Source organism: Frateuria sp. GZRR35 (assembly GCF_051900415.1).
In the GTDB taxonomy this organism is placed as follows: Bacteria; Pseudomonadota; Gammaproteobacteria; order Xanthomonadales; family Rhodanobacteraceae; genus Frateuria_A.
In genome coordinates this window covers 17,458-34,207 of record NZ_JBHZGL010000009.1, presented here as the reverse complement: position 1 = coordinate 34,207, position 16,750 = coordinate 17,458, and the positions used below count along the sequence as shown (strand labels likewise).

At 67.0% G+C, this 16,750-nt stretch carries 14 protein-coding genes; 6 read left to right on the top strand and 8 right to left on the bottom strand.

Going from position 1 to position 16,750, the window contains the following annotated elements; all coding sequences use genetic code 11:
- The first annotated feature begins 4 nt into the window (after positions 1 to 4).
- The 4 genes from phaC to gyrA all read left to right on the top strand — a co-directional run bounded on the left by phaC (position 5) and on the right by gyrA (position 5,418).
- Positions 5 to 1,072 carry a class III poly(R)-hydroxyalkanoic acid synthase subunit PhaC gene (phaC, locus tag ACFWZ3_RS11660; protein WP_439707902.1) on the top strand — a complete coding sequence of 356 codons (1,068 nt, stop codon included), beginning with the start codon at positions 5 to 7 and terminating at the stop codon, positions 1,070 to 1,072.
- Between the two features lie 155 nt (positions 1,073 to 1,227).
- Positions 1,228 to 2,256 (top strand): S-methyl-5-thioribose-1-phosphate isomerase, encoded by a 1,029-nt coding sequence (gene mtnA, locus ACFWZ3_RS11655; protein WP_439707901.1) that lies wholly within the window; start codon positions 1,228 to 1,230, stop codon positions 2,254 to 2,256.
- Positions 2,253 to 2,663: a GtrA family protein gene (locus ACFWZ3_RS11650; protein ID WP_439707900.1), complete on the top strand. Its 411-nt coding sequence runs from the start codon at positions 2,253 to 2,255 to the stop codon at positions 2,661 to 2,663. Before mtnA ends, ACFWZ3_RS11650 begins: the two co-directional genes overlap by 4 nt.
- 148 nt (positions 2,664 to 2,811) lie before the next feature.
- Positions 2,812 to 5,418 (top strand): DNA gyrase subunit A, encoded by a 2,607-nt coding sequence (gene gyrA / locus ACFWZ3_RS11645; RefSeq protein WP_439707899.1) that lies wholly within the window; start codon positions 2,812 to 2,814, stop codon positions 5,416 to 5,418.
- Between the two features lie 48 nt (positions 5,419 to 5,466).
- On the opposite strand, the gene ACFWZ3_RS11640 is transcribed toward gyrA, so the two are convergent.
- Entirely contained in the window at positions 5,467 to 5,880 is a 414-nt protein-coding gene (locus tag ACFWZ3_RS11640) for a DoxX family protein (protein WP_439707898.1), read from the bottom strand.
- 123 nt (positions 5,881 to 6,003) lie between these two features.
- Positions 6,004 to 6,513, bottom strand: coding sequence for a peroxiredoxin (locus ACFWZ3_RS11635; RefSeq protein WP_439707897.1), 510 nt, complete (start codon positions 6,511 to 6,513; stop codon positions 6,004 to 6,006).
- Between the two features lie 134 nt (positions 6,514 to 6,647).
- Here ACFWZ3_RS11635 and ACFWZ3_RS11630 point away from each other — a divergent pair, with 134 nt between their 5' ends.
- Positions 6,648 to 7,148, top strand: a complete 501-nt coding sequence (locus ACFWZ3_RS11630; RefSeq protein WP_439707896.1) for an Hsp20/alpha crystallin family protein — start codon at positions 6,648 to 6,650, stop codon at positions 7,146 to 7,148.
- Positions 7,149 to 7,236: 88 nt separating this feature from the next.
- Positions 7,237 to 8,136 carry a DnaJ C-terminal domain-containing protein gene (locus ACFWZ3_RS11625; RefSeq protein WP_439707895.1) on the top strand — a complete coding sequence of 300 codons (900 nt, stop codon included), beginning with the start codon at positions 7,237 to 7,239 and terminating at the stop codon, positions 8,134 to 8,136.
- 336 nt (positions 8,137 to 8,472) lie between these two features.
- Here ACFWZ3_RS11625 and pilH read toward each other — a convergent pair whose 3' ends face one another.
- From pilH to ACFWZ3_RS11595, 6 genes are all read right to left on the bottom strand, one after another.
- Complete coding sequence (gene pilH, locus ACFWZ3_RS11620) at positions 8,473 to 8,838, bottom strand: twitching motility response regulator PilH (RefSeq protein ID WP_209614798.1); 366 nt, start codon at positions 8,836 to 8,838, stop codon at positions 8,473 to 8,475.
- Between the two features lie 68 nt (positions 8,839 to 8,906).
- The gene (locus tag ACFWZ3_RS11615) at positions 8,907 to 9,911 is read right to left on the bottom strand and encodes an oxidoreductase (protein WP_439707894.1); all 1,005 of its coding nucleotides are present in this window, start codon (positions 9,909 to 9,911) and stop codon (positions 8,907 to 8,909) included.
- Between the two features lie 20 nt (positions 9,912 to 9,931).
- Positions 9,932 to 10,528: a TIGR00730 family Rossman fold protein gene (locus tag ACFWZ3_RS11610; protein ID WP_439707893.1), complete on the bottom strand. Its 597-nt coding sequence runs from the start codon at positions 10,526 to 10,528 to the stop codon at positions 9,932 to 9,934.
- Between the two features lie 172 nt (positions 10,529 to 10,700).
- Positions 10,701 to 12,128: a dihydrolipoyl dehydrogenase gene (gene lpdA, locus ACFWZ3_RS11605; RefSeq protein ID WP_439707892.1), complete on the bottom strand. Its 1,428-nt coding sequence runs from the start codon at positions 12,126 to 12,128 to the stop codon at positions 10,701 to 10,703.
- 135 nt (positions 12,129 to 12,263) lie between these two features.
- On the bottom strand, positions 12,264 to 13,475 hold the full coding sequence (odhB, locus tag ACFWZ3_RS11600; RefSeq protein ID WP_439707891.1) for a 2-oxoglutarate dehydrogenase complex dihydrolipoyllysine-residue succinyltransferase: 1,212 nt from the start codon (positions 13,473 to 13,475) through the stop codon (positions 12,264 to 12,266).
- Between the two features lie 75 nt (positions 13,476 to 13,550).
- Complete coding sequence (locus ACFWZ3_RS11595; protein ID WP_439707890.1) at positions 13,551 to 16,385, bottom strand: 2-oxoglutarate dehydrogenase E1 component; 2,835 nt, start codon at positions 16,383 to 16,385, stop codon at positions 13,551 to 13,553.
- Positions 16,386 to 16,750 lie beyond the last annotated feature (365 nt).

Below are 16,750 nucleotides of genomic sequence, written 5' to 3'. Positions count from 1 at the left end.
GCCCATGCAGACGCCAGGACCGCTGGATCCCACCCGGATCCTAGACGAGATCACCACCTTCCAGCGCAAGCTCGCCGCCGGCGCCGCCAGCCTGCGCGGCCTGGCCGAGCCTGCCTATGCCGATACCCCGCGCGAACTGGTCTATCGCGAGGACAAGCTCACGCTCTGGCGCATGCGCGGCGAGCGCGAGCCGACTTCGCAGACGCCGCTGCTGATCGTCTACGCGCTGGTCAACACGGTCTGGATGACCGACCTGCAGAGCGACCGCTCGCTGGTGCGCAACCTGCTCGCGCAGGGCGAGGACGTGTACCTGATCGACTGGGGCTACCCGGACGGTGCCGACCGCTGGTTGACGCTGGAGGACTACATCGACGGCTACCTCGATCGCTGCGTGGACGCGGTGCGTGCGCAGGCGGGCGTGGAGGCCGTCGACCTGCTCGGTATCTGCCAGGGTGGCGCGTTCTCGCTCTGCTATACGGCGCTGCACCCGGCCAAGGTGCGCAACCTGGTCACCATGGTCACGCCGGTGGACTACCACACGCCCGACAACATGCTTTCGCACTGGGCGCGCGACATCGACGTGGACCTGTTCGTCGACACGCTCGGCAACATCCCGGCGGCGTTGATGAACTGGGTCTACCTGACGCTCAAGCCCGTCCGGCTGCTGCAGCAGAAGTACGTGAACCTGGTCGACATCCTGGACAACCCGAAGGAGCTGGAGAACTTCCTGCGCATGGAGCGCTGGATCTTCGATTCGCCCGACCAGGCCGGCGAAGCGTTCCGCGAGTTCGTCAAGGAGTTCTTCCAAGCCAACAAGCTGATCAGGGGCGGCCTCGCGATCGGTGGCAAACCAGTGGACCTTGCCCTGGTCACTCACCCGGTCCTGAACATCTATGCCGAACAGGACCATCTGGTGCCGCCCGATGCTTCGCGCGCGCTTGGCCACCACATCGGCAGCGACGACTACACCGAACTGGCCTTCAAGGGCGGGCACATCGGCATCTATGTTTCCGGTCGTGCGCAGCGTGAAGTGCCGCCCGCCATCCATCGCTGGCTACGCGCGCACGGGTAAGCGCAGGGTGGGCTCCAGCCACCTCGGTCTTGGCGGGAGATGACGGAAGGCGACAGCCGCTCAGTTCCCTGGAACGGCGGTGGGCTGAAGCCCACCCTACGCCCGACGCGTGGGTCGCGTGCTAGGCTTTTCGGTCACTCCGCAGCTGCCTTCCCATGAACACTTCCACCGAATCCTTCCGCGAGCACGACACCATCCGCGCCGTGCAATGGCGCGGCGACCGCCTGTGCCTGCTCGACCAGCGCCTGCTGCCGGCCGAGGAACGCTGGATCGAATGCCGTGATGCCGGCCAGGTCACGCAGGCGATCCGCGACTTGGCCGTGCGCGGTGCGCCCGCCATCGGCATCGCCGCCGCGTGGGGTGTGGTGCTCGCGGCGCAGCAGGGCGCCCCGCTGGATGACGTGCTGGCCACGCTGCGGGCCGCGCGGCCGACGGCAGTCAACTTGATGTGGGCGCTCGACCGCATGAAGAGACGCATCGCTGCCGGGGCCGATGCCGCCGGACTCGAGCGCGAGGCGCAGTCCATCCAGGACGAGGATCTGGCCGCCAACCGCCACATGGGCGAGCTGGGCGCCGCATTGATCGCACCGGGCTCGGGCGTGCTTACCCATTGCAACACCGGCTCGCTGGCCACCGCGGGTTACGGCACCGCGTTGGGCGTGATCCGCGCCGGCGTGGCGGGCGGGCGCATCCACGAAGTGTTCGCCGGCGAGACGCGTCCCTGGCAGCAGGGTGCGCGCCTGACCATGTACGAATTGGTGCGCGACAGGATCCCCGCGCATCTCATCGCCGACTCGGCAGCCGCCCACCTGATGCGCTCGGGCAAGGTGCAGTGGGTGATCGTCGGCGCCGACCGCATCGCGGCCAACGGCGATACCGCCAACAAGATCGGCACCTACCAGCTCGCGATCGCCGCGCGCCACCATGGCGTGAAATTCATGGTGGTTGCGCCTTCCTCGACGGTCGACATGGCCACGCCCAACGGGGAAGCGATCGAGATCGAACTGCGCCACGCCGACGAACTGCTCGCTACCGGTGGCCGCCGCACGGTGGTCGAGGGCGCACAGGCCTGGAACCCGGTATTCGATGTCACGCCGGCGGAGCTGATCGATGCGATCGTCACCGAGCGTGGCGTGATCGAACGCCCCAACACGATGGCCATGCAGGCGATGTTCGGCCGATGAGATTGCGCCGCGAGGCCGGCCTGTTTGCCATCGGCGGCGTGTTCGGCCTGCTAGTGGACGCGGGCACCGTGCAGGCGTTGGTGGGGTGGGGGGACTGGAATCCGTATCTGGCGCGGGTGCTTTCGTTTTTTCTGGCCGCCACGGTGACGTGGGCCTGGAATCGGCGGCATACCTTCGCCCATCGTGCCAGCCGGCGTTCCCCGGTGGCCGAATGGTTGCACTGGATGGCGCTAATGGGCGTTGGCGCGTGCGTGAACTATGCCGTTTATGCCGCCCTGTTGCTGTCTTTCGAACCTCTCACGCGCTGGCCTGCGCTGGCGGCCGCGGCAGGTTCGGCGGTGGCTGCGCTGGTCAATTTTTCGACAGCTCGGGGCATGCTTTTCCGGCAGCCAAAGCAACCTCTGTAAGCCGCTGTTTCTAAAGGAGAAAATAAGGGCTTTCCAGGCGCGTTCGTGATACAATTTCACGATTGCTTGAGGGCCGCGCAACCGCGCGCATGCAGCGTCCGTTGCGCGGCCTTTTTTGGTTCCACGGAAGCCACTGGGAAGCCGATTGATGGCAGAACTCGCCAAAGAAGTCATCCGCGTCAACATCGAAGACGAGATGCGCCAGAGCTACCTCGATTACGCCATGAGCGTGATCGTGGGACGCGCCCTTCCGGATGTACGCGACGGCCTCAAGCCGGTCCATCGCCGCGTGCTCTTCGCGATGAACGAGCTGGGCAACAGCTGGAACAAGGCGTACAAGAAGTCCGCCCGCGTGGTCGGTGACGTGATCGGTAAGTACCACCCGCACGGCGACGCGTCGGTCTACGACGCCATCGTGCGCATGGCCCAGCCGTTCTCGCTGCGCTACATGCTGGTCGACGGGCAGGGCAACTTCGGCTCGGTCGATGGCGACAGTGCCGCGGCGATGCGATACACCGAGGTGCGCATGTCGCGCCTCACCCACGAGCTGCTGGCCGACATCGACAAGGACACGGTCGACTTCGGCCCGAACTACGACGAAAGCGAAAGCGAGCCGCTGGTGCTGCCCACCCGCGTGCCGAACCTGCTGATCAACGGTTCGGCCGGCATCGCGGTCGGCATGGCGACCAACGTGCCGCCGCACAACCTCAACGAGGTGATCGCCGGCACCATCGCGCTGATCGACGAGCCCTCGCTCTCGGTCGACGAGCTGATGCAGTACATCCCCGGTCCGGACTTCCCGACCGCCGGCATCATCAATGGCGCCGCCGGCATCGTGGAGGCCTACCGCACCGGTCGCGGCCGCATCCTGGTGCGGGCGCGCGCCGAGATCGAAACCGAGGCCAACGGCCGCGAGACGATCCTGATCCACGAACTGCCCTACCAGGTAAACAAGGCGCGTCTGATCGAAAAGATCGCCGAGCTGGTCAAGGAGAAGAAGCTCGAGGGCATCAGCGAGCTGCGCGACGAGTCCGACAAGGACGGCATGCGCGTGGTGATCGAGGTGCGCCGCGATGCGATGGCCGACGTGGTGCTCAACAATCTGTTCCTGCAGACGCAGTTGCAGGTGACCTTCGGCATCAACATGGTGGCGCTGCTGGACGGCCAGCCGCGGCTGCTCAACCTCAAGGAAATCCTCGAGGCCTTCATCCGCCACCGCCGCGAGGTGGTGACCCGTCGCACCATCTTCGAACTGCGCAAGGCACGCGCCCGCGCCCATATCCTGGAAGGCCTGACCGTTGCGCTGGCCAATATCGACGAGATGATCGAGCTGATCCGCAGCTCCGCCTCGCCGGCCGAGGCGCGCGAGCGCATGCTCGCGCGCAAGTGGCAGCCGGGCATGGTCGGCACGTTGCTGGCCGCCGCCGGCGCGGAGGCTTCGCGGCCGGAAGATATGGATCCGCGCGACGGCCTCAAGAGCGATGGCTACCAGCTCTCCGACGTGCAGGCGCAGGAAATCCTGGCCATGCGGCTGCACCGCCTGACCGGTCTGGAGCAGGAAAAGCTGTCCGACGAGTATCGGCAGATCCTGGAAACCATCCGCGGCCTGATCGAGATCCTCGAGAACCCGGACGTGCTGCTGAGGGTGATCCGAGAGGAACTGGAGGCGATCAAGGCCGAGTACGGCGATGACCGCCGCACCGAGATCCAGCATTCGCAGGAAGACCTCAACGTTCTCGACCTGATTGCGCCGGAGGACATGGTCGTCACGCTGTCGCACACCGGCTACGTCAAGCGCCAGCCGGCCAGCACTTATCGTGCGCAGAAGCGCGGTGGCAAGGGCCGTTCGGCGTCGGCGTTGAAGGACGAGGACGTGGTCGAGCAGTTGTGGGTGGTCAATACCCACGACACGCTGCTGACCTTCACCAGCACCGGCCGCGTCTACTGGCTCAAGGTCTACCAGATGCCCGAGGCCGGCCCGGGCGCGCGTGGCAAGCCGATCGTCAACCTGCTGCCGCTGGGCGAGGGCGAGAAGGTGCAGGCGGTGCTGCCGATCCGCGAGTACAGCCCGGACTGCTACGTGTTCTTCGCGACCAAGAGCGGCACGGTCAAGAAGACGCCGCTGACCGAATTCGCCTTCCAGTTGCAGCGCGGCAAGATCGCCATCAACCTGGACGAGGGCGACGCGCTGGTCGACGTGGCGATCACCAACGGCAACAGCGACATCCTGCTGTTCGCCTCCAACGGCAAGGTCAACCGCTTCGACGAGAACACCGTGCGCTCGATGGGCCGCACGGCTACCGGCGTGCGCGGCATGCGCCTGGCCGAAGGTGCGGAGGTGGTCTCGCTGATCGTGGCGGCGGAGGGCGACATCCTCACGGCGACCGAGCGTGGTTACGGCAAGCGCACGCCGCTGGAGGAGTTCACCAAGAAGGGCCGCGGCACCCAGGGCGTGATCGGCATCCAGTGCTCCGAGCGCAACGGCGGGTTGGTTGCCGCGGTGCAGGTCACCGAGGGCCACGAGCTGATGCTGATCTCCAACCAGGGCACGCTGGTGCGTACCCGCGTCGGGGAAATCTCGCAGTTGGGTCGCAATACCCAGGGCGTGACCCTGATCCGCCTGCCGGCCGACGAGAACCTGGTCAGCGTGGTGCGGCTGGATGCCGAGGAAGCCAACGGCGAGGATCTCGAATCGCCCGAAGGCGTCCCGCCGGAAGGTCCGGCGCCCGTCCCGCATGGAACGGAAGAGGCCTGATGAAAAAAGCCCCGGTTCGCCGGGGCTTTTTTTCGCCGGGCTGCAGGACTAGCGCCGGTCCATCGAGTACCTTCCCGGTCCGGTCACGCACAGCAACAGCAGGCCGCCGATGATGGAGAGGTTCTTGTAGAAGTTGATCATGTTGGCCATGCGCTCGGTGCCGTCCATGGTCCAGTAGTGGTGCCCGATCAACGCCGTGCCGAGCGTGTACAGGCCCAGCAGCAAGGCGAGCGGTCGCGTGCAGAAGCCGAGCAGAATCGCCAGGCCGACGAAGAACTCCATGATGACGACCACCGCCGCCGCCAGCGTCGGCACCGGCAAGCCCTGGCTCGCCATGTAGCCGACCGTCCCCGAAAAGTCGGTCAGCTTGCTCCAGCCGAACAGCACGAACAAAACGACCAGAAGTATCCGTGCAAGCAGGATGACCTCGTTACTGATCTTGTCGAACCGTACGTACCGCATGGCAGCGCTCCTTTGGCGATCGATAGACGGGCCTGGACTGGCTGATGTTGCGTACCGCGGGCGCATCGTAACGCCTCCGGGTGGCGCAGGCCCTGCCACATGGGACGCGCGTCGGTCCGCGCGTCACCCGGTCGCGCTGGCCCCGGGCGCCTTGAGTGCCTGCAGTACCGCCTCGGCGGTCGACACGCGGAACTCACCGGGCGCCTCCACGTGCAACTGGCGCACCAGGCCGTCCTCGGCGTACAGCGCAAAGCGACGGGCGCGCAGGCCCAGGCCAAAGGCGGTGCCGTCGAATTCCAGACCCAGCGCGCGCGCAAAGCTGCCGTTGCCGTCGGCCAGCAGCTTCAGGCCGGGTGGGACCTGCTGCACGGCCGCCCACGCCTGCATCACGTAGGCGTCGTTCACGGCCATGCCGACCACGCCGACGCCGAGCTCACGGAACGCCTCGAAGTGCTGCACGTAGCCAGGCAGGTGGTGGTCCGAGCAAGTCGGCGTGAAGGCGCCCGGCACGGCGAACAGCACCATCGGGCCCTGGCCGAGCAGGCTGGCGGAGGACATGAGCCGGACCGGTGCGCCGTCCTCGATTACGGCGACTTCGAGGTCCGGCAGGGCCTGGCCGATCTGGATGCTCATGGGGCTTCGTCCGTGGGGCGGGACCGAGCATCGTAAACCCGCCCGGCGCCGGCTGTCGCCTTGAATCGGCGGCGCCCGCACCTACTTTTGAGGCAAGCGGCGCCCGCCGTGAGCCTTTCTGGAGGAACCTGCCCATGAGTTCGAACCGTAACCCGATGTGGAATGCAGCCAGCGCGTTTCCCGAGGAGATCCGCCACGCCTTCGATCGCTTCTTCCAGCAGGACGAGGCCGACCCGTCCAACGTGGTGACCAGCCAGTGGGCCCCGCGCGTGGACATCAAGGAAGAGGACCGGCGCTTCGTGATCTTCGTCGATGTCCCCGGCGTCGATCCGGCGAACATCGAGGTGAGCATGGAAAAGGGCATCCTCACCATCAAGGGCGAGCGCACCGTGCAGAACCAGGAGCAGACCGGCCGCTTCACCCGCATCGAGCGCGCGCACGGCACCTTCCATCGCCGCTTCGCGTTGCCCGACAGCGCCGATCCGGAGGGGATCACCGCGGTCGGGCGCCACGGCGTGCTGGAGATCATGATTCCCAAGCGCGCCGAAACCACGCCCCGGCGGATCTCGATTACTACCGAGCACGGCGGCACGTCCGGTAATTCGGGCCCGGGTTCCAGCAGCGGCAACCACTGAGCGGCTACCGTAGCGTGATCCTGGCGGCCCCTCGCGGAAGCTATCCGCGACGGGTCGCCTGCCTGCGCAGTCTTGCCGAGGAAGGCCAGTGGAATTCAAAGACTATTACGAGATCCTCGGGGTAAAGCCCGATGCCAGCGAGGCCGAGATCAAGTCGGCGTATCGCAAGCTGGCGCGGCAGTACCACCCGGACAAGAACAAGGAACCCGGTGCCGAAGAGCGCTTCAAGGCGATCAACGAGGCCAACGAAGCGCTGCGCGATCCGGAAAAACGCCGTACCTACGACCAGCTGCGTGCCGGAGGCTACCGCGGCGGCGAGCAGTTCCGTCCGCCGCCGGGCTGGGGGCAGGGCGGTGGTTTCGACTTCGGCGGGGCCGGCGACGGTGATTTCAGCGATTTCTTCGAGAGCCTGTTCGGCCGCGCCGGCGGCGGGCCGCGCGGCCAGCCGCGCCCGCGTCGTGGCCGCGACGTGCAGGCACAGGTACAGATCGATCTGCAGACTGCCTTCGACGGCGGCCGCACGCGCCTTGCGCTGCAGGATGGCAGCGGCAGCGAACGAGTGCTGGAAGTGAAGATTCCCGCCGGCATCCTCCCCGGCCAGGTGATCCGGCTGAGCGGTCAGGGCCAGCCGGGCGCCGCCGGCGGTCCCAGCGGCGACCTGATGCTGGAAGTGACGATCCGCGACGATCCGCGTTTCAAGCTGGAAGGTCGCAATGTGCTGCACGTGCTGCCGCTGGCGCCGTGGGAAGCGGCCTTGGGGGCGACCGTGCCGGTGCCGACGCTTGCCGGCGCCGTCGACCTGCGCATCCCGGCCGGTTCGCAATCCGGTCGCAAGCTGCGGCTTAAAGGTCGTGGCTTGCCGGGGAACCCGGCCGGGGACCAACTGGTGGAACTGTCTATCCGCGCTCCGGCCATCGAGAGCGATGCCCAGCGCGAGGCCTACGAGGCCCTGAGCAAGCAGTTCGAAGGGTACGACCCGCGCGCTTGAGATGTCATTGCCGCTTCCTTCAGGGGGAAAGCGGGGCGAGGGGTGCCCTGGCGGGGAGCTGCTGAGAGCGTTCAGAAACTGAAGCGCAACGAGTGAAAGACAGTGGCGAGCCCCGGTCCCTCACCCAACCCTCTCCCCGGAGGGGAGAGGGCTCGAAGGCGGGCGGGTTTTCGCAGAGGTTGGACTTGCCACAGACCCGCGCCCTCCCCCCTCCGGGGAGAGGGTTGGGTGAGGGGCCGCTCTTGCGGGGAAACCCGCTTGCTTGGAAAGCCAGGCCATCACACATGGGCGCGATGGCGGCATCCCTCCGCGGAACGCGAAGGGCGAAAGAGAATGTCAGGCCGGCAGCAGCGGCTTGATGGTGGCGACCAGTTCGTCTTCCTTGATCGGCTTGGTCACGTAAGCCTTGGCGCCCTGGCGCATGCCCCACACGCGGTCGGTTTCCTGGTCCTTGGTGGTGACCAGCACGACTGGAATGTGCGCGGTGTCCGGATCCTTGCTGATGATGCGGGTGGCCTGGAAACCGTTGAGGTTGGGCATGACCACGTCCATCAGAATCAGGTCGGGGCGCTCGCGCTTGGCCGCTTCGACACCGGCGGCGCCATCTTCGGCGGTCAGCGACTCATGGCCGAGCTTCTCGACGATACGCTTGAGGCCCAGCAGCTGCGACGGGGAGTCGTCGACGATGAGGATTCGTGCCATGAGGTGGGGGTTTCCTGGTAGTTGTCGTGGATTCTATGCCGCGCGGAGAGCGCTTCCAAGCGTGGGCTTCAGCCGCCACCGACCCGCACGAGGGTACGACCGAAGGATCGGCCCGCCAGCATGCGTTCGAAAACGGCCGGCAGTTCCTCCAGCGTGACCTCGTCAGTGGCGATGCGGTCGAGGTGGCGGGGTTTCCAGTCGCCGGCAAGGTGCCGCCAGATGGCGTCGCGCAGGTCGCGCGCGGTGCCGGCCGAGGCGACACCGATCAGGCTCACACCGCGGATGATGAAGGGCATCACGGTGCTGTCGAAGGCGATGCCGCCGGCGTTGCCGCAGATCGCCACATTGCCGTAGGGGGCGATGAGCGGCAGCAGGCCGGCCAGCATCGGGCCGCCGACGTTGTCCAGCGCACCGCCGAAGCGGGCCGAATCCATCGGCTTGCCGCTGAAGGCGAGCTGGTGGCGGTCGATGCACTGGCGGGCGCCGAGGCCCTGCAGGAAGTCGAAATGGTCGGCCTTGCCGCTGATGGCGTGCACCTGGTAGCCGGCGCGGCTGAAGATGTCGATGGCGAGCTGGCCGACGCCACCGCTGGCGCCGGTGACCGCGATCGGGCCGAGGTCCGGGGTCTGCCGGTTGTCCTGCATGCGCAGCAGGGCCAGCGCTGCGGTGAAGCCGGCGGTGCCCAGGATCATGCTCTCGCGGAGGGACAGGCCCGCGGGCAGCGGGACGGTCCAGCGCGCCTCCAGCCGGGCGTACTCGGCATACCCGCCGTCGCGCGTCTCGGACAGGCCGCTGCCGGTACACAGGACGGCGTCGCCTTCCTTGAATGCCGGATCGGTCGAGGCCACCACGTGGCCGGCCAGATCGATGCCGCCGTTCAACGGGTACTGGCGCAGGATCTTGCCCTTGCCGGTGCCGGCCAGCGCGTCCTTGTAGTTGACCGACGACCAGGCGACCTTCACCAGCACTTCGCCCGGCGTGAGCGCGCCGGTATCGATGCGCTCGATGCCGCTGCGATAGCCGGACGGGTCGCTGTGGATGCGCATGGCGCGGAACGCGTTGGGCGGGCTCATGCTTGCCTCCTTGCCTGCACTCAGGCGTCGATGCTGCGGTCGTCGACCCACTTGGGCAGGTAGCGACCCTCGTAGCTTGCCATCCAGTCGAACAGCGCCGCCATGTCATCCCCGAACCAGACGTCCTCGCGCTGCTCCGGGCGCACGAAGCGCTCGGCGACCATGTGATCCATCATCGCGCGCAACTGCGTGTAGTAGCCGCGTACGTCGAGAAAGCCGCAGGGATAGCGATGCAGGCCCAACTGGGCCCAGGTCAGCATCTCGAACATCTCGTCCATGGTGCCGAACCCGCCGGGCAGGGCGACGAAGGCGTCGGAAAGCTCGTACATGCGGGTTTTGCGCTGGTGCATGGTCTCGACCACCACCAGCTCGGTCAGCCCCGGGTGAGCCACTTCCAGATCCACCAGTTGGCGCGGGATCACGCCGATTGCCTTGCCGCCGGCGGCCAGCACGGCATCGGCCACGGTGCCCATCAAGCCGACCTTGCCGCCGCCGTAGACGAGCGCGATGTCGCGCCGTGCCATCTCGGTGCCGAAGGCGCGGGCCTGTTCAACATACTCCGGATGGCTGCCGCTGCTGGAGCCGCAGTAGACACAGAGGGCGGTGGGTTGGGGCATCAGTATCCTGAAGGTGTCTTGTAGGAGCCCGCTCGCGGGCGATGCTCTAATCGGTGGAGCCCGGGGCGGGAGCATCGCCCGCGAGCGGGCTCCTGCCAAGAACGGGTGAAGCCAAACGAAGCGGCCCGCCCATGTTTCCACGAGCGGGCCGTATTGGCCTTGCCAAGGACGGTCAGTTGCCCTTGTGGATGGCGCGCTTGTCGACCGACAGCGCGGCCTCGTGCACGGCCTCGGACAGGGTCGGGTGGGCGTGGACGATGCGCGCCAGGTCCTCGGAGGAACCCTTGAACTCCATCGCCACCACGCACTCGGCGATCAGCTCGGACACGCCCGGGCCAACCATGTGCACGCCGAGGATGCGGTCGGTTTCGGCGTGGGCGAGCATCTTCACCTGGCCGATGGCCTCGTTCATCGCGACGGCGCGGCCGATGGCAGCGAACGGGAAGGTGCCGACCTTGTACGGCACGCCCTCGTCCTTGAGCTGCTTCTCGGTCTTGCCCGCCCAGGCGATTTCCGGTTCGGTGTAGATGACCCACGGCACGGTGTCGAGATTGATGTGGCCGGCCTTGCCGGCGATCCACTCGGCCACCGCCACGCCTTCCTCGGAGCCCTTGTGCGCGAGCATCGGGCCGCGCACCGCGTCGCCGATCGCCCACACGCCATCGACGCCCGTGTGGTTGTGCTCGTCGACCACGATCCGGCCGCGCTCGTCCAGCTTGACGCCGGTGTCAGAGGCCAGCAGGCCGTCCGTGTAGGCGCGGCGGCCGACGGCCACCAGCAGCTTGTCGACCACGAGCTTCTGCTCGCCGTCCTTGTCCGAATAGGTCAGATGCACGCCGTCCTTTTTCACCTCGGCCTTGGAAACCTTGGCGCCGAGCTTGATGGCGAGGCCCTGCTTGGTGAATTCCTTCAGCGCGATCTTGGCGACGTCCGCGTCGGCGGCGCCCAGGAAGTCGGGCAGCGCTTCGAGCACGGTGACCTCGGCGCCCATGCGCTTCCACACGCTGCCGAGCTCCAGGCCGATCACGCCCGCGCCGATCACGCCCAGGCGCTTGGGCACTTCGGCGAAGTCCAGCGCGCCGGCGTTGTCGACGATCGTCTTGCCGTCGAACTTGGCGAACGGCAGCTCGATCGGCACCGAGCCGGAAGCCAGGATCACATTGGTGGCGCTGAGCGTCTGCTTGGTGCCGTCCTTGCCGGTCACCTCGACCTGGTTGCCCTTGAGCAGCTTGCCCTTGCCATAGAAGGCCGTGACCTTGTTGGCCTTGAACAGCTGCGCGATGCCGCCGGTGAACTGCTTGACGATCTTGTCCTTGCGGCCGATGAAGGTGCCCAGGTCGACCTTGGCGCCCTCCACGCTGATGCCGTGGACCGGGAAGTTGTGCGAGATGTTCCAGAACTGGCGCGACGAATCGAGCAGCGCCTTGGACGGGATGCAGCCCACGTTGAGGCAGGTGCCGCCCAGCGCCTGCTTGCCGTCCTTGCCGGTGAAGTCGTCGACACAGGCGGTCTTCAGGCCCAGCTGCGCGGCGCGGATCGCGGCCACGTAGCCGGCCGGGCCGGCGCCGATGACGATGACGTCGAATTGTTGGTCACTCATGGTCGGTTCCTTGCTGCATGCCTCGTCGGGGACGATCGCGGCATGGAATGAAGCGGGAAAGCTACGGTGGGCGAGCTTTAATCGCACGGCCCACCATTAGAGCTTCGTACCTATTTTCTGATCGCCGGGCGGCGATCAGAGACCGAGCAGCATCCGCTGCGGGTTTTCCAACTGGTCCTTGATGTCGACCAGGAACAGCACCGCGTCCTTGCCGTCGATGATGCGGTGGTCGTAGGAGATGGCGATGTACATCATCGGTGCGGCGATGACCTGGCCGTTCTCGACGATCGCGCGCTCCTTGATCGTGTGCATCCCGAGGATTGCGCTCTGCGGCGGGTTGACGATCGGCGTGGAGAGCAGCGAGCCGAAGGTGCCGCCGTTGGTGACGGTGAAGGTGCCGCCCTGCAGGTCGTCGAGCGAGAGCTTGCCGTCGCGCGCCTTCTTGGCGTAGTCGGCGATGCCCTTCTCGATGTCGGCGAAGCTCATGTCCTGCACGTCGCGCAGCACCGGCGTCACCAGGCCCTTGTCCGTGGACACGGCGATCGAGATGTCCTGGTAGCCGTGGTAAATGATGTCGTTGCCGTCGACCGAGGCGTTGACGACCGGGTGGCGCTTGAGCGCCTCGGCGACCGCCTTGACGAAGAAGCTCATGAAGCCGAGCTTGATGCCGTGGGTCTTCTGGAACTGCTCGCCCAAGGATTTACGCATCTTCACGACCTCGGCCAGGTTCACCTCGTTGAACGAGGTGAGCATGGCGATCGAGTTCTTCGACTGCATCAGGCGCTCGGCGATCTTGGCGCGCATGCGGGTCATCGGCACGCGCTCTTCCGGACGCGAACCCGGCGTCGGCTTGGCGGCCGGTGCGGCGGGGGCCGGGGCAGCGCCGCCCTTGCCGTAGTTGACCAAGTCTTCCTTGGTCACGCGGCCGTCGCGGCCGGTACCGGCGACCTTGGACGGGTCGATCTGCTCTTCGGTGGCGACGCGGCGACCGGCCGGGGACAGCTCGTCCACGCCTTTGCCCCCAGCCTGCGGTGCCTCGGCCTTGGCTGAAGCCGGCGCAGCAGCCTTCGGCTCTTCCTTCGCGGCGGGCGCGGGCGCCGGTGCGGCGGCGCCTTCCTCGAGAACCGCGATGACCTGCTGGCTGTTCACCGTGTCGCCGGCCTGGTGCCTGATTTCCTTGAGCACGCCGTCGACCGGCGAGGGCACTTCCAGCACCACCTTGTCGGTTTCAAGGTCGACCAGGTTCTCGTCGCGCTTGACCGCCTCGCCGACCTTCTTGTGCCAGCTGGCGATCGTGGCGTCGGAAACCGACTCGGGCAGGACGGGGACTTTGACTTCGATGGACATGACGGGTCCTTAAGGGTGGGCGCCGGTCCTGGCGCGGCACAAAGCGGCCATCCTGGCCGCACGATCCGAAAAAGTTTACTCCGCCGACTGGTCGTCGCCGATCGGCGCGACCAGCGCCTGCTCGACGAGTGCCGTCTGTTCGGCGACGTGAGTGTTGAGGTGGCCGGCGGCCGGGGCGGGCGAGCGGCCACGGCCGGCATAGGACAGGCTGTGCTTGGCGCCCACGCAGGCCTGCAGGTGGTGGCGGATCTGGAACCAGGCGCCCTGGTTCATCGGCTCCTCCTGGCACCAGACCACTTCCTTGGCCGACGGGTATTTCGCCAGCTCCTCGACCACGCGCGGGCGCGGGAAGGGATAGAGCTGCTCGACGCGCACGATGGCCACGTCGGCGAGACCGCGCTTCTCCGCCTCTTCGAGCAGGTCGTAGTACACCTTGCCCGAGCAGAACACCACGCGCTTGACCTTCTTTGCGGCCAGGTCGCGGTGCTCGCCGATCACCAACTGGAATTCGCCGCTTGCCAGTTCGTCCAGCGAGGACACGGCCAGCTTGTGGCGCAGCAGCGACTTGGGCGTCATCACGATCAGCGGCTTGCGCACCGGGCGCACCATCTGGCGGCGGATCATGTGGAAAGCCTGCGCCGGGGTGGTCGGCACGCAGACCTGCATGTTGTCCATCGCGCACAGCTGCAGGAAGCGTTCCAGGCGCGCGGAGGAATGCTCCGGGCCCTGGCCTTCGTAGCCGTGCGGAAGGAACAGCGCCAGGCCGCACAGGCGGTTCCACTTGGCCTCGCCCGAGCTGATGAACTGGTCGATCACTACCTGCGCGCCGTTGGCGAAGTCGCCGAACTGCGCTTCCCAGATGTTGAGCGTCTGCGGGTCGGTTGTGGCGTGGCCATATTCGAACGCCATCACAGCTTCCTCGGACAGCAGCGAGTCGATGATCTCGACGTCGGCGCCCGGGCGCACGGTGGCCAGCGGCATGTAGGTGTGGCCGTCCTTCTGGTCATGCAGCACCGCGTGGCGGTGGAAGAAGGTGCCGCGGCCGGAATCCTGGCCGACCAGGCGCAGGTTGTAGTCCTGGTCGATCAGCGTGGCATAGGCCAGGTTCTCGGCGAAGCCCCAGTCGGCCGGGTGCTCGCCGGCGGCCATCTTGCGACGGTCGTCGTAGATCTTGGCTACGCGCGGCTGCAGCGTGAGATCGGTCGGCAGGTCCAGGATGTGGTTGGCCAGCTCCAGCAGTTTCTGCTTCGGCACGCCGGTGTCGGTCTGCGTGGACAGCTTGCCGCCGACGAAGCGGCTCCAGTCCACGTGGATGTCGCGCTGCGGGTTGGGGTCGAGCGCGGTCATCGAGCCGCCGGCTTCGAGGCGGTCGCGGTAGGCGTCGAGCTCCTTCTGCCCGTCGCCTTCGGCCAGCACGCCTTCCTTGACCAGCTGCTGCGCATACAGGTCGCGCGTGGTCGGGCGCTTCTTGATGATCTGGTACATCACCGGCTGCGTGGCGGACGGTTCATCCGCTTCGTTGTGGCCGTGGCGGCGGTAGCACACCAGGTCGATGACCACGTCCTTGCGGAACTGCTTGCGGAAGTCGTAGGCCAGGCGGGTGACTTCGATCACCGCCTCGGGGTCGTCGCCATTCACGTGCAGCACCGGCGCGTTGACCATCTTGGCCAGGTCGGTGCAGTACAGCGTGGAGCGCGCGTCCTGCGGGTTGGAGGTGGTAAAGCCCACCTGGTTGTTGATCACGATGTGCAGGCTGCCGCCGATCTTGAAACCGCGCGCCTGCGACATCTGGAACAGTTCCATGTTGACGCCCTGGCCGGCAAAGGCCGCGTCGCCGTGGATCAGCACCGCCATCGACTGGGTGCGCTCGCCGTCGTGGCGGCGGATCTGTCGCGCATGCACGGAGCCGGCGACCACCGGGTTGACGATTTCCAGGTGCGAGGGGTTGAACGCCAGCGCGACGTGCACGCCGTTGCCGTCGGGCGTGCGCACGTCGGCGGAGAAGCCCATGTGGTACTTCACGTCACCCGAGTGCGCCGGATCGTCCGGATGCTCGAACTTGCCCTCGAACTCGTTGAACAGGGTCTTGGGCGGCTTGCCCAGAATGTTGACCAGCACGTTCAGGCGGCCGCGGTGGGCCATGCCGATGACCAGGTCCTTGACGCCGTTGTCGCCGGCCGAGGTGACCACGTCGTCGACCATCGGGATCAGGCTGTCGCCGCCTTCGAGCGAGAAGCGCTTCTGGCCGACGTACTTAGTGTGCAGGTAGCGCTCCAGGCCTTCGGCGGCGGTGAGGCCCGCCAGCACGCGCTTCTTGCCGGTGGCGTCCAGCCCGGCGCTGCCGTTGGCCTGCTCCAGCCGGGTGTAGATCCAGGCGCGCTGGGCGTGATCGGAGATGTACATGAACTCCGCGCCGATCGCGCCGGCGTAGGTTTTCTTCAGCCGCGCGAGCAGGTCGCGCAGCTTCATCCGCTGGCCGCCGCCGGCGTAGGTGCCGCAGTCGAATTCGGTGTCGAGGTCCGCGTCGGACAGGCCGTGGAAGGCCAGCCCCAGGTCCGGTGCCTCCATCTTGTTGGCCAGGCCCAGCGGGTCCAGGTTCGCGGCCAGGTGGCCGCGCGAGCGGTAGGCGGTCAGCAGGCGCAGCACGCCGGCCTGCTTGCGGGCATGCGCGTCGTCGACCGGGGCGCCGGTCGTGCGGCGCAGCTTCTGCGCGGCTTCGATGCGGGCGATGACGGCCGAGTGCGGAGTGTCGCTGCCGCGCCCCTTGAACGACTCGAAATAACCGGCCCAGTCGGCCGTCACCGACGCAGGGTCGGCGAGCCAGGATTCGTACAACTGCTCGACGTAATCGGCGTTGCCGCCAGCGAGTTGGGAGGACTCGGAAAACTCGCGAATCAGGTTCGTGCTCACGTCACCACCGGCAGGGAAGGGAGGCTTTGCGGCCGTCCGACTGGGGAAGGGCGAAGGGCCGTATGCAATCTTAACGATTATACGCCGGGCCTGCTGCGCCGCGGCAAGCCGGCCAAGCCTTGGAGTTCGCGGTGCGGCGGCTGATTTCAAGGCCGGGGAGGCGCGAATCGGCATGGCACCGTGCCTGCCGGTGTCCCGGGGCGCCGGGATGGGCGCGGGCGGTGGTCCAGCCTTTGTTCAGTTGGCCGCCGATGCACGGGTGTCGAGGCCGGTAGCGGGCCTGTTCCGCATGATCCTCATGGCCGGAGCCGTTGCTCGATCCCCTCCGTTCGGAGGAAACGCGGCGGTGCGTCCGTGGATGGGCG

Coding starts and splice junctions, on each gene's coding strand:
- phaC (WP_439707902.1), top strand. CDS start 5: ATGCAGACGCCAGGACCGCTGGATCCCACCCGGATCCTAGACGAGATC.
- mtnA (WP_439707901.1), top strand. CDS start 1,228: ATGAACACTTCCACCGAATCCTTCCGCGAGCACGACACCATCCGCGCC.
- ACFWZ3_RS11650 (WP_439707900.1), top strand. CDS start 2,253: ATGAGATTGCGCCGCGAGGCCGGCCTGTTTGCCATCGGCGGCGTGTTC.
- gyrA (WP_439707899.1), top strand. CDS start 2,812: ATGGCAGAACTCGCCAAAGAAGTCATCCGCGTCAACATCGAAGACGAG.
- ACFWZ3_RS11640 (WP_439707898.1), bottom strand. CDS start 5,880: ATGCGGTACGTACGGTTCGACAAGATCAGTAACGAGGTCATCCTGCTT.
- ACFWZ3_RS11635 (WP_439707897.1), bottom strand. CDS start 6,513: ATGAGCATCCAGATCGGCCAGGCCCTGCCGGACCTCGAAGTCGCCGTA.
- ACFWZ3_RS11630 (WP_439707896.1), top strand. CDS start 6,648: ATGAGTTCGAACCGTAACCCGATGTGGAATGCAGCCAGCGCGTTTCCC.
- pilH (WP_209614798.1), bottom strand. CDS start 8,838: ATGGCACGAATCCTCATCGTCGACGACTCCCCGTCGCAGCTGCTGGGC.
- ACFWZ3_RS11615 (WP_439707894.1), bottom strand. CDS start 9,911: ATGAGCCCGCCCAACGCGTTCCGCGCCATGCGCATCCACAGCGACCCG.
- ACFWZ3_RS11610 (WP_439707893.1), bottom strand. CDS start 10,528: ATGCCCCAACCCACCGCCCTCTGTGTCTACTGCGGCTCCAGCAGCGGC.
- lpdA (WP_439707892.1), bottom strand. CDS start 12,128: ATGAGTGACCAACAATTCGACGTCATCGTCATCGGCGCCGGCCCGGCC.
- odhB (WP_439707891.1), bottom strand. CDS start 13,475: ATGTCCATCGAAGTCAAAGTCCCCGTCCTGCCCGAGTCGGTTTCCGAC.